Consider the following 12,415-nt stretch of genomic DNA (forward strand, 5'->3'; position numbering starts at 1 on the left):
CTACTTCCAGCCCATTTTCCAAACTTTAGGGTCTTTGAGCGCGCGCCAATTAATGGCAATTTCACGTTTCGTCATCAAGGCTTCAATAATGCACTCTATCACTTTGCCATCTTCATCAAACTCGACTGACGTGACCATAAAGTGCTTTTCTTTGTGCGCTGGGCTCACTGACGTCCACTTACTGTGGAGCAACTTTTTTGGAGTAAGTGTGTGCTGCATAAATAAAGTTTACAATTAATTTGCTGTTTGATACGCCAAATTTGTCATCCCAGATCAACATGACAACAGGCATACCCGATCAGCACGCCTACATAGGATCAGCGCACTGATTGACTCACCGTGTATTCAGCTATTAATTTATCCATCATTTGTGCGGCTCTGGCAATGTCTGTGGCGGCAATATTGATTTGCTCGGCGCCACTGACATTTTCTGTGGCTTTTTGGAATATGCCGTTGATATTTTTGCTCACTTCATCAATGGCGTTGCTTTGCTGCTGAGTATTACTCGATACAGACTCGGTCACCAATTCAACTTGTTGAGCTTGTTCAACTATTTGCTCAAGCGCCCGTTTAATTTCTTCAGCGCGCTGCGCTGCTTCCAACGCATTCTCTTTACCTTGTGTGATCACATCAGACGCCTCTGAAGAACTGGTTTGTAACTCACTCACCAAGGCTGAAATTTCTTCTGTTGATTTTTGTGTACGACTGGCAAGACTTCGTACTTCATCAGCCACCACGGCAAAACCACGCCCTTGCTCACCCGCACGGGCCGCTTCAATGGCGGCATTCAATGCCAGTAAATTGGTCTGCTCTGCAATACTTTTTATCATTTCAACCATGGAAGAAATGCTGCCTACACGCTCATTCAGTGCATCCACCGATTGTGCAGAGCGTGCCATATCATCTGAGGCTTGCTGGATCACTTGCACTGCATCAGCCACCACTTGCTGACCTTGTAATGATTCTTGGGTCACGGTTTTTGCAGCCGCCGCGTTTTCGTTCATCGAATTGGCAATCACTTGAATGTTGGCGCTCATCTGCTCAGAGGCAGATGCAATCGTTTGAATACCAGATTGCTGACTCACTAAATTTTCTTGGCTTTGCTGTATCGCCGTAGCCGTTTCTTGGGAGGCATTTGCAATGCTGGAAGACACCCTGGCAAACTCAATCAAATCATCTTCAAATTGGCGGGTTAATTTATTGATATTATTAGCAGACTTACCCAGCTCATCTTTAGAGATGACGCCAATCTCATGGCCAAGGTTTTTGTTTAGCATGGCAATGTCTATGCCTTCGGCAATTTTTGCTGACTGGCGGCGACGCAGCCGTATCGCAAAAAATAATGCCGCGGTGATCACTAGACCAACAACTAAAATGATCAGCTCTATAACCAGCACCCACACCGCGTGCTGCTGAATTTTAATGGCCGTTTCATCCACCAAGTTCAGTGCTTTTTCTTCCGCTGCTTTCAGTGCGTTAATACGATCTGTGGCTGCTTTGAACCAACTCTCCGCATCCAGTCCAAAATTGTCATTTTTACTTTCAACGCCACTGCGATAACGGGCCACTTCGCGAAAGGCACTGCCACTGAGTGCCTGCTCTAAGATACGTTTCATTTCTAGAGGCGAGGCCTCAAGCGCTTCTTCTAAGTACACGTCTTGCTTAGTCATCAGTGCAACATGTTTGGTTTTCAGTGCTGGCGTAAAACTGTCTCGGCTCAATACATTAGATAATACGGCGCGCTCAATCCCCGCGGACTCTTTGGCGCTAGAAAAGTTGTAGATGGCCACCAATTCAGTGGCAATGGTGTGATCGTTACTCAGCCGCGATGCGGTGATCACCATATGCAATGCTTTAAGATTGATATCAGTGTAAAACTTCAGTGCTTCAGGAAGTGAAATAGACAAGGCATCTACACGACTGCGGATTTGCAACAAATTGCCAAACATGCGTTCAAACTCGGCCAACTCTTTGGCTATGTCGGGGATCAGATCCCACTTCAGTTTTTCCTGTTTAAGCGTGGCAATCAATCTATCTGTTTGAGTACGCTGCTGACGCAAGTTATCTTTAAACTTAGCGCCTTTAGAGCCGATGAAGCCCGCTGAGGCTCCGCGCTCTTTTTGCGTCTCATGGATAACACTTAATACCATATGGCTCAAAAACGCATTGTACTCTGCATCATAGGCGTCGTTCATCCGTTTAGCCGACATGGATACATCGTAAAAAATCACTGCGCCTAAGAGTAAACATGGTAGTAATACAACGGTTGTCATATGGCTAGAAACCAATCGAGCAATTGCTTGTAACATTACTGCACCACTATTTTTCTTAAACATTTTTTTTACGAAGTAAACTATAGTACAGCTCACTCAATTGCAAAATTATTTATTTCTCAAGCGTATCTAAATGAAAATAAATAAATTAATTATGAAACGCCAAAAATACCGATAAAAGGTATAAAAGTGCATATATAGCAATAATATGAATGAGATATCCGTAGACCTTACCGTATTGAACAGTGACCAAAAAAACAGTGGTAAAAGAGCGCGATTGCACTCTTTTACCACAGCTAAATCTGCTTGAAGAATAACTAGCGCCCTTCTAATATTTTTGCTTTGATCCATGCACCGGCTTCTTTAAGCTCCGAATCAGCAAAATTTTGCGACGCACAACTCCCTACCTTAAACGCCGCACCACTGAGTGGGTCGTCTGAGTAATTCCAGTTTGTCCAACTGATCTTTTTTCTCGCCATCAAATCAATGTATTTCTGTGAACTCACAAAGTCATTTGCACCACCCCCTGTGTAATGCTGTGTACCAAACTCACTGACAAACACTGGGAAAATATCTGACGCTCTATCCAGCATATTACGGTGATAATCCGTGTGTGCGGCAGCATAAAAGTGGAAGGTATACATGATGTTATCAAACGGCACTGGATCATCGATTACATCCTGTAAATCGCCATCTGACATGGAAGCCCCAAACGTTGACCAACCATGTGTACCAACCATAATTAAAGCATTAGGCTGGATATTACGGATCACAGGGATCACTTGCTCGGCGTAGTGACGCACCGCAGACCAAGGCACGCCATTGGGCTCGTTGGCAATATCATAGATGAGGTTATTGCGATGCTTGTGTTTTGTCACTATCTCAGTGAAAAATGTTTTGGCGGCTTCAACATTATAATTAGGGTCACCTGGGTCGAGTTGATGCCAATCCACTAAGACATAAAGCCCGCGCGCACTCGCCATCTCAATAAGCGTATGCATTTGATTGGTAAAACCAACCGGATCTGTTTCATAGCCGCCTTCTTGCACATATAAACTCAATCGCAACACATCGGCTTGCCAATCATAGCTCAGCACATCTAAGCTTTTGTCAGTCAAACATTTACCCAAACCATGCCACTGTAACCCATGGCTACTCATGCCACGCAATTGAATACGCTGATTAGCTTCACTACACAAGCCCGTGCCACACACTTGCAAGCGGCCATACTTTTCAACCGGCGTAATATGGACGCCAGTGTCACAGCGACCCACATATTGCCACGCGGACCCCGTACCGGGCTCCGAGCTGGTCCACCACTTAGCTTGATAAAGCGTATTATTGTGAACCAGTTTATCTCCGGTATTGGCGTGGCTTGGTTGCCCTTGCCAGTTCTTTTGCGGCCAATCTGGGTAGGTATTTACGGCGCTGCAATCAGCAGCATAAGCCTGACTGGATATCAATCCAACAGCTAACGAGATAGCGCTCAAATACTGTTTTTTCATATTTCAACCTTTACATGTTGTTTACATTGTTGTTCCTGATTGAGATATAGAGGTTACCAAACTAAATGGCTATTATTTTTCGATAAATTGATCGTAAAGTATTGAAATTTGATTGAAATGTGCTGAAAATCGCCGTAATACATAAAACTCATTCCTAAGTTTTCACAGCCGTTTTGACTTGTCTTCCCAATTATCTATTAAATAGCTAGGTCATAAAAATCATATAGTTACAATTTTTTTATACATCTCTTTATGGGTTTCAACGACTCATGCGTTCTTATTTATATGATGAATTCAATTGAAAGAAAATGAGTAACTTACGATCTGCTAACTACCCAAGAATGAGCAAACTGAGGGCATCCACATCCAGTGTCCATGACCAACTAGATAAAAAAATCATGGCGCAATCACCATTCGAAAACAAAGCAAATTACGGCCTGTTTTTGCGCTATCAGTATTATTTAATGAATTACGTTACTGTGCTATATAGCAACCCGCAGATTGCCCAAATGATCCCAGACCTGCAAGACAGAGATCGGTGCGAGCAACTGGCACATGACTTTCAAGATTTAGGTATGACACAGCCTCAACCTTTAACAACACTTTCTCAACTTGATGCATCTCTATTCGAGAGTTTAGGTTGGCTATACGTGATTGAAGGCTCAAAGCTTGGTGCTGCCATATTAGCCAAAGAAGCGGAAAAGCTCGGCTTACACAGCGAGTTTGGAGCTCGGTTTTTAGCGGGTTCAAACCGAGGCTCCAACTGGCGTCAATTTATGCAAGGTATTGAAGATGCGCCACTGAGCGAATCGCAAGAACATGCCATGCTTGAAGGCGCGCAAGCCGCGTTTAAATTTGCCAATGAGCTGGTAGAACTAAGTTATGGGCAATCAGAAAATGCCCATGTCGCGTAACATACATCACAACTTAGTGAAATATGCCTACCTACTCGGTGGCATTATTTCACTTGGACTCGCATTGATTGGCGCAATTTTACCTATCATGCCAACCACGGTTTTTTTGATCATTGCGCTTTGGTGTTTTTCAAAATCATCTGCTCGACTGGAGCATTGGCTTTTAACCCACCCCAAGTTCGGCCATATATTAAGTAACTGGCAACGACATAAAATTGTGCCAAAGCCAGCAAAATACTTTGCTGCCACAGGCATGGGCCTAAGCTTGCTTATCTCTGGCTTTATATTTTCATTCGGGTGGTTACAAGTTGCGCTATTTCTATTGTTTGCGTTTATTTGCAATTACCTTTTTGCCAAGGCAAGTTGCATTAACTCAGCGGCTAATACCGCAAGAGAAAAGCGCATCAATCAACTGCTGCTGATAGCCTCATTTCCTACTTTTTTTTATTGGGCAACACTGCATATCATTTAACTTAATAACAGAGCATACATTTAAGTAAACCCGTCCTGATGAATTCACATCACAAGCATGGCTGAAAGTGGCGCGATTGGACTATAACCGCTGCAAAAAATACTAACTGGTCTAATCCAATCATGTGTTCTATACCAATTTGGACAGGCGCACTACCTCACCATTGAGCCGGTTATTTGGCTATCCTGTCCGGTGTAATTAATATAAGGGCAGTTAAAATCATCACCAAAGATCAGATACATTTCATACAACTGCGCCATCGTCATCACTGTTCTGCCGGTTTCAAAATTACTGATCGTTGCTTGGTCAACATTCAATTTTGCACCCAGCTGACTTTGCGTAAGCTGATTCTTCTTACGCACGCGACGTAAATTGCATTGCACCTCTTCCATCAGGCTATTTATTTTAACTTTTCTTGTTACTATGTTGTTTTTCATCGACTTCCTCGTCAAACACTACTTTATATTTTTAATTAATCTATTAACCCTTACCTGAGCCTAACTATAATTTCGACCGTGCGGAAAAATCTCCGAACGATAAAACACGCCATTACACTCATTTTTACCACTTGATATACAGGCATTAGCTGAAACTACTCAACCTGTGCACATGTACTCACATTGATGTTTTGCTTGCAAAACCACCAAGTATTGAAAAAAATTAAATAATTAATACTTAATAAAAAACAATAGTTTCCTAAAAACAAGACTAAAGACCAGCTTCGACACTCAGTAAAAGCATCATTCCAAACCAATTTAAAAGATGCTTTTTATAAAATGATGATGGCTCCCACATAAGATCATAGCACTGCTTTTCCACTCTATTTATCGGTATATCTACACACGTTCGACAATATTAAAGACAAACTAATACATTTTACAAAAAATAGATGATACTCGATGCGTCAACTAATTTATTGGCCATATAAATAACACGATAAGGCTTGATTTTACCAAACACTGTCATTACCTAATTTTTATCTTATGAACAAGAAGCTTGCTCCAATACTTTATTAGTGATACCGTTAATGATAATTATTTACATTTACGCACTATAGAAAGGAACAACGGTGTCAAATTCCGCTGGCATGGATCTGTTTATTCGTGAGAACCAATTTTGGTTAGTAAGATTTTTACAAAACAAACTCAAATTGCATTCTCCTCATGATGCACAGGACTTATCTCAGGATACCTTTATTAGGGCCCTGACATCATCTACTGATCTACTTGAAGTCAAAGAACCTCGAGCGTATTTGGCGACGATTGCAAACCGCCTCATTATAGACAAAGCGCGCCGTAGACGTATTGAACAAGCTTACATTGAAGCTCAAGCTGAGCTACAAACAGAGCAAGCCCCTTCCTGTGAAGCGGTATTAGAAACCATGCAAAGACTAGAAGCATTATCTCGATTACTTGAGGGGTTAGCTGATAAACCAAGACGTGCTTTTTTAATGGCACGGTTGGATGGTATGAAATATAAAGAGATTGCGAGTGCGCTCAATGTCTCGGAAAGCATGGTACAAAAGTATATTGCGCAAACGCTGTTGCATTGCCACAGTCAATTAATGGACCAGCAAGTTTAAAATTCTGATGTCGGCAAAAAACAATAGTTATCAACATAAACTTAAGCAAGCAGCCCAGTGGTGTGCGCTCTTGCATTCTGATGCACCTGCCGATGAAGATATTCAAGCTTTTCACCAATGGTTAAATTTACATCCTGATAATCAAAAAGCGTATGATGAACTAACCGCACTGTGGAGTGAATTTGAAGCACCTGACGATAAAGGCTTAAACACACGTGTTTTAAATAACGTATTAGAAAAAGATAAGCCAAAATCTCATGGCACAGTAAAAGCCTTTTTCAGTATCGCGTTGTTTTCAGGATTTGGCTTGCTGCTCAACCACTTGGGGTTGAGCGGTATAACCGCAGATCATTACACCCTGAAGGGGCAAACTCACACCATCCAGCTCCAAGATGGCAGTAGCGTGACGCTCAACGCGCAAACGCAAATAGACATCGAGTTTAACGACGAAAAGCGCTTGATTCATCTGTACACAGGTGAAATACACATTGATGCCACCACCAACCCTGCATGGCCTTTAGTGGTACAAACACAAAACACCAGCGCAACGGCGTTAGGCACTCGTTTTTCAGTTAAAGCGCGTAAGCAAGACACTTATGTGGTTGTCACCGAATCAAAAGTAAAGCTTTGCTACTTTAAACAAAACAGCTGTGTGATTGGCCAACAAGGCGAGGCAATGGAAGTGGCTAGTGGGCAACTAATTGGACCTTACGATACCAACCCTAGTGTTAGATTGGCGTGGTTAAACCATAGGTTAGTCGCCAATGATATTAGCCTTTCCGCTTTATTAGAAGCGCTTGAAACACACTACCCTGGGGTGCTGATGTACCAGCATGCTGAGCTTAATCACATTCGTGTGTCTGGGGTTTACCCAACCAACAATATTGAGTTGGCAATGAAAATGCTCGCCTCAGATCCAGCAATCCAGCATCATTCAATTGCCAATTACCTTCACGTTATCTCATTGAAATAATTAAACTTACCCAAAAACTAAAAAATAATCTGATTTTTTTTAGTTTTTGGGTACTGTTTTTTTTGACTGCCCCGTCCTATATGTAGCTCTAAATAAAAATGAGAACCATTTATGATAGGCGATAGGACTCCTCGCTCAATTTTGACCGCTTTGTTATGTACTGGACTTGCTCTACCCACGGCAGCTTTGGCACAGCAGGCGCACCAAATAAATATTCCCAAAGGGAGTTTGGCGGAAGCACTCAACACGCTAGCACTGCAAACAGGTGTATTATTGCAATTCGATCCTAATCAAATTGGCAGTGCACAAACTTCGGGGCTCAAGGGCGAATTTGTGCTGAGTGATGGATTTGAACAGCTACTTACGGGCACCGGCTTGTATGCCGAAAAAACCGCAAATGGCAGCTATGTAATTCGTGCGATAGCCGCAGATCAGGCCGTATTGCTTGATACATTAGACATATATGCCAGCAACAATGCCCACACTGAAATTTACCAATCAGCATCTTCTGATACTAAGCTGGGCCAGCAACAACTGACTCGTGTGGCACCACGTGATGCCTCTGATATTTTTTACAATGTACCTGGTGTTGCGACTTCACAATCGAGACAAGAACCCGGTGTCGCTGTCAATGTCAGAGGCATACAAGATTTTGGCCGTGTGAACGTTATGATAGACGGCGCCAGACAAAACTTTCAACGCAGTGGTCACGGAGCAAATGGCACAGTCTATTTAGACCCACAATTATTATCCAGTGTTGATATTGCCAAAGGCCCTGTTGGTGATGTGGGTGGCGCAGGCGCCATCGGTGGTGTTGTTAATTTTAAAACGCTTGAATTTGATGATCTTGCTTTAGAAGGCCAAGACCACGGCACTAAGCTATCACTCGCCACAGGCAGTAATGCTTACCACATGCAAGGGCTGTTAGCCTCAGCTGTGCGCGTGGGAAACGATTTAGAGCTGGTTGCTGCCGTTGGCAGAAAAAACGTCGGCAGATTTGAGCCTGGACAAAGTGGTGGTAACGCAGGTAAAAGTGAATACTTCGACGCATTAAGTGCATTTACAGAGCAAGATCAATGGTCTTCGCTACTTAAAGCCAGTTATAAAATTAACGATCAGCAAGCGGTGAAGCTAAGCTATATTGGCTTTTACGCCAACTTTGAAGAAGGCTCAACCACAGATCAATCAAACCCTGACAATAAACCAAGCGCCACCAGCAAACTGAATAATGACACCATTAAACTAGATTATGTCTGGAACCCAAATGCTGACTATCTAGATTTAAATGCCAGCATTTACTATAACCGTACAAAAATGCGTCAGCACCAATTTGAATCGGGTGACACAGCCAACCCTTACGGTGAATTTGAACTAGAGTTCGAAACCAACACTGTTGGTATGGTCATCGAAAACCTTGCATTCTTTAGCCTTGATCACAGTTGGCTACCAGAAACAGACTCACTGCTCATGCTTAACACAGGCACCGAGTATTTTAGAGATTGGACGCAACCTCAAGCCATTCAGCAAACACCAGGTTCTGGCGACCCAACTTGGTTTACTGGCGCAACGCCGGGCGGTGAACGTGCTGTTACCAGTATTTTTACCCAAGCAGAATGGCAGTATGGTGAGCATATCTCAATCGAAGCCGGTGCTCGGTACGAACACTTCTCTATTGAGGGAAAAGGCGAGATCAACTCAGGCTCCATCCTCAATCCGCCGGGCGTCCGCCCAGCTAGAACGCTTGTTTTCACTAACTTTGAAGTGGCACGCCATGACGAATATGTCTCGCCTAATCTGCGTTTTGCCTATCGTTTCACGGACGAAATACAAGCATATATAAGTTCGTCAAAAGGGGTGAGGCATCCTGCAATCACAGAAACATTGCTATTTGGTATGCATGTGGGTAATAGCTTCCCATTTTACCCAAGCCCAGGCTTAAAAGCAGAGAAATCCCACAATAATGAAGTGGGCGTCAATTTCGAGTTCAGCCAACTGGCGGATGCGCACGACCTATTTATCAAAGCAGGCTGGTTCGATAATACCGTTGATAACTTTATTGTTCAGGGCACTGTCATGAGCCCCACCTCAGTAGCAGATAAAAGTGGTATACGCAGCTATGTCAACTTGTTTGATGAGGTGCGCTTTGAAGGCATTGAGCTGCAAGCAGATTATGAGTCCAACTTTGTCTTTGCCGAACTTAACTATACCAAGATGAACTTTGACCCGGGACAAGGAGACTATGACCCATTCCCATTAGGCAGCCAGGTTGGCTTCCCAGAAACAAACCTAGGAAAAACAAAATCAGGCGGCCTGCTTTATATACAGCCCGCTAAACACAGTGGTGCTTTAACACTGGGCGTAAAACTCCTCAATGACAAATTGAAGTTTGGTACACGTATCCGAGTGGAAGATAACGATGGCCGTGGAGGCACCGCTTATGAGGATGTTGTGGATTGGGAAATATATGACCTATGGCTGGATTATCAGTATTCACCGCGCCTCCAACTGCGTTTATCTATCGATAACTTAAAAGACCTCAATTACGCAGAAGCTAATGGCACCTCATATTGGATCGCACCAGGACGCAGTGTGATCGGACGAATCAACATAAAATTCTAATTAAAGACAAGGGTAAAAATCATGCAAAAAGCTTTTAAGCTGGCACTCATCAGTAGCGCTTTAATGAGCGCAAACTTAGCGAGTGCCGCTGAAATCAACCTGCAACAGTTACATGTATTTGGGACTGTCCAGACTATCATGTTTGGCGGAGAAAAAGGCATGCTACCAGCTAAGCCTCCCACATTACACCCACAAAGCGGCAAGCTAATTGGCACCATGATGTCTGGTGCTGGCAGTGATTTTGCAACATTAGCACAATCTGGTATTTACTCTTTTACGCCCGAGTTGACTGAAGGCAAGCTCACTGACTTCAACACGCAAATCAACACAGTAAATAATGACATTGGTGCATTTACCACGAATGTCGTCATTAATAGCCAAGGCGTTGCTTTTGGCGGCGCGAAATCTAGTCTCTTTAAGTGGACAGAAGAAGACGGCATGCAAGATGCGTTTGATGGCATTGACCTGACTGAACTCAATGGCGGTAGCTTCGATATCAGCGGCCTACTGACTGTTGATGCACAGGATAATGTCTACTTCGCAGCTTCTCAGCGAAACGATGACTTTTTCGCGCTTGTGCGCTTAAGCCATGATGGCGAGCTGGCTGTAATAGTCGACTTTGGTCGCGATGAATACAAAGAAGCCGCGGGCGACTCTTTTATTTATACCAAAGGCCAATCACCAGCGGCACTTATCTTCAGTGCTGATGACAACGCAATTTATGGACTTGCGCATAAAAATGCAAACTCGGCAGGTGCCGGCGACAATGCAGGACTAGATGGGGACGATTTCGCGAGTGGTACCTTATTTAAAATCGATTTAGCTAACGTCGCCACTGACGGTAGTACAGAAGTCATGGTGCTTAACTCTTTTTCAAACAATCTACATGGTTTAATTGACGATCATTCTCTGGCAACCCATTCAGTCGTTGAACAAGGAGAGTGGTTATACGGTACGTCAGCTAAGACGCTATGGCGCATTCATAAAAACACAGAAAATAGCTTTACTGTCATCCATACATTTGGTGAGCAAGATAACGGTATAGACGCTGCGCAAGATGGTCATATTCCTGCAGGTCCACTTGTCGCTGCGGCGGATGGCAATATTTATGGTACAACCAGAGCAAGTGGTGGTGATGAGCAAGGCGCTGGCGTATTGTACCGCATTAACGTGAGCGCGGATGCAACAGACGTCAACAGAGAAAAAGATGACTTTGAAATTATTCAATCCTTTGATGAGCAAGCATCTATTCGACCTGTCGGCCTCACATCTGGCGCACTCGCGGACGAAAAGCACACATTATATGGTGCAACCAATGGTGACAATAGCACGGAAGCTGGCGGCATCTTTGAATTTACAGTCAACCAACACACTTTAAGCTTTAGCACAGAAACCGAAGAACTCACTCTGGGCGAAAGCCTTGAGTTAAGCTGGCAGTCGATCAATATCAGCGACTGTACAGCGAGTGGTGACTGGGAAGGCGCAAAAGAAGCCAGTGGTCAGGAATCGATCACGCCCGATACAGAAGGTGAAAAGTCTTATGTTTTGACCTGTAAAGATACCGATCAAAAGATCTACACCCGATCGCTTGAATTACTCGTTGGCGCTGAACCAGAGCCAGAGCCAGAGCCAGAGCCAGAGCCAGAACCAGAGCCAGAGCCAGAGCCAGAACCAGAGCCAGAGCCAGAACCAGAGCCAGAACCAGAGCCAGAACCAGAGCCAGAACCTGAGCCTGAACCAGAGCCAGAACCAGAGCCAACACCGATTCCTGATCCAGAACCGGAGCCAGAACCGGAGCCAGAACCGGAGCCAGAACCGGGAATAGGTATAAAACCAGAGCCGACACCTGAACCAACGCCAGAGCCGGAACCAACGCCTGATCCAGCACCTGAGCCAGATACAAGCACAGATCCGGAACCAACCCCTGAGCCAGCGCCAGAGCCTGAAGAAGACAAAGGCAGCAGTGGTTCATTTGGTGGCTGGATATTGGCACTCGGTGCATTGGTAATGGGCCGTCGTTTTTATAAAAAAACCAAGTAAACCAATTTCAAATTGCACGGGGAAACCCGTGCTGAAA

The 12,415-nt window shown here is 44.0% G+C and carries 10 protein-coding genes; 6 read left to right on the plus strand and 4 right to left on the minus strand.

Annotated features, from left to right (window positions below; genetic code table 11):
• The 3 genes from AC2CZC_RS05955 to AC2CZC_RS05965 form a co-directional block, all read right to left on the minus strand.
• Positions 1–219 (minus strand): TIGR02450 family Trp-rich protein, encoded by a 219-nt coding sequence (locus tag AC2CZC_RS05955; protein WP_484584162.1) that lies wholly within the window; start codon positions 217–219, stop codon positions 1–3.
• A 98-nt stretch (positions 220–317) separates the two neighbouring features.
• Positions 318–2,309 carry a methyl-accepting chemotaxis protein gene (locus AC2CZC_RS05960; RefSeq protein WP_484584163.1) on the minus strand — a complete coding sequence of 664 codons (1,992 nt, stop codon included), beginning with the start codon at positions 2,307–2,309 and terminating at the stop codon, positions 318–320.
• A 281-nt stretch (positions 2,310–2,590) separates the two neighbouring features.
• Positions 2,591–3,778, minus strand: coding sequence for a cellulase family glycosylhydrolase (locus tag AC2CZC_RS05965; RefSeq protein ID WP_063363349.1), 1,188 nt, complete (start codon positions 3,776–3,778; stop codon positions 2,591–2,593).
• 308 nt (positions 3,779–4,086) lie between these two features.
• Between AC2CZC_RS05965 and AC2CZC_RS05970 the strand changes: the two genes are divergently transcribed.
• Both AC2CZC_RS05970 and AC2CZC_RS05975 read left to right on the plus strand, forming a co-directional pair.
• Positions 4,087–4,692 (plus strand): biliverdin-producing heme oxygenase, encoded by a 606-nt coding sequence (locus AC2CZC_RS05970; RefSeq protein ID WP_484584164.1) that lies wholly within the window; start codon positions 4,087–4,089, stop codon positions 4,690–4,692.
• Positions 4,682–5,164, plus strand: a complete 483-nt coding sequence (locus AC2CZC_RS05975) for a YbaN family protein (RefSeq protein WP_484584165.1) — start codon at positions 4,682–4,684, stop codon at positions 5,162–5,164. Before AC2CZC_RS05970 ends, AC2CZC_RS05975 begins: the two co-directional genes overlap by 11 nt.
• A 152-nt stretch (positions 5,165–5,316) precedes the next feature.
• On the opposite strand, the gene AC2CZC_RS05980 is transcribed toward AC2CZC_RS05975, so the two are convergent.
• The gene (locus AC2CZC_RS05980) at positions 5,317–5,601 is read right to left on the minus strand and encodes a helix-turn-helix transcriptional regulator (RefSeq protein WP_484584166.1); all 285 of its coding nucleotides are present in this window, start codon (positions 5,599–5,601) and stop codon (positions 5,317–5,319) included.
• Between the two features lie 632 nt (positions 5,602–6,233).
• Between AC2CZC_RS05980 and AC2CZC_RS05985 the strand changes: the two genes are divergently transcribed.
• The 4 genes from AC2CZC_RS05985 to AC2CZC_RS06000 all read left to right on the plus strand — a co-directional run bounded on the left by AC2CZC_RS05985 (position 6,234) and on the right by AC2CZC_RS06000 (position 12,378).
• Positions 6,234–6,746, plus strand: a complete 513-nt coding sequence (locus tag AC2CZC_RS05985; RefSeq protein ID WP_484584167.1) for a sigma-70 family RNA polymerase sigma factor — start codon at positions 6,234–6,236, stop codon at positions 6,744–6,746.
• Between the two features lie 7 nt (positions 6,747–6,753).
• A complete protein-coding gene (locus AC2CZC_RS05990) occupies positions 6,754–7,719 on the plus strand; it encodes a FecR family protein (RefSeq protein ID WP_484584168.1) in 966 nt (321 codons plus the stop codon).
• Positions 7,720–7,830: 111 nt separating this feature from the next.
• Positions 7,831–10,338: a TonB-dependent receptor gene (locus AC2CZC_RS05995; protein ID WP_484584169.1), complete on the plus strand. Its 2,508-nt coding sequence runs from the start codon at positions 7,831–7,833 to the stop codon at positions 10,336–10,338.
• Positions 10,339–10,359: 21 nt separating this feature from the next.
• Positions 10,360–12,378: a hypothetical protein gene (locus tag AC2CZC_RS06000; protein ID WP_484584170.1), complete on the plus strand. Its 2,019-nt coding sequence runs from the start codon at positions 10,360–10,362 to the stop codon at positions 12,376–12,378.
• Positions 12,379–12,415 lie beyond the last annotated feature (37 nt).

Source organism: Pseudoalteromonas sp. MMG033 (assembly GCF_057197785.1).

Bases quoted from the DNA above. Each gene is read 5' to 3' on its own strand.
- AC2CZC_RS05965 (WP_063363349.1), bottom strand. From the start codon at position 3,778: ATGAAAAAACAGTATTTGAGCGCTATCTCGTTAGCTGTTGGATTGATA.
- AC2CZC_RS05960 (WP_484584163.1), bottom strand. From the start codon at position 2,309: ATGTTACAAGCAATTGCTCGATTGGTTTCTAGCCATATGACAACCGTT.
- AC2CZC_RS05980 (WP_484584166.1), bottom strand. From the start codon at position 5,601: ATGAAAAACAACATAGTAACAAGAAAAGTTAAAATAAATAGCCTGATG.
- AC2CZC_RS06000 (WP_484584170.1), top strand. From the start codon at position 10,360: ATGCAAAAAGCTTTTAAGCTGGCACTCATCAGTAGCGCTTTAATGAGC.
- AC2CZC_RS05990 (WP_484584168.1), top strand. From the start codon at position 6,754: ATGTCGGCAAAAAACAATAGTTATCAACATAAACTTAAGCAAGCAGCC.
- AC2CZC_RS05955 (WP_484584162.1), bottom strand. From the start codon at position 219: ATGCAGCACACACTTACTCCAAAAAAGTTGCTCCACAGTAAGTGGACG.
- AC2CZC_RS05970 (WP_484584164.1), top strand. From the start codon at position 4,087: ATGAGTAACTTACGATCTGCTAACTACCCAAGAATGAGCAAACTGAGG.
- AC2CZC_RS05995 (WP_484584169.1), top strand. From the start codon at position 7,831: ATGATAGGCGATAGGACTCCTCGCTCAATTTTGACCGCTTTGTTATGT.
- AC2CZC_RS05975 (WP_484584165.1), top strand. From the start codon at position 4,682: ATGTCGCGTAACATACATCACAACTTAGTGAAATATGCCTACCTACTC.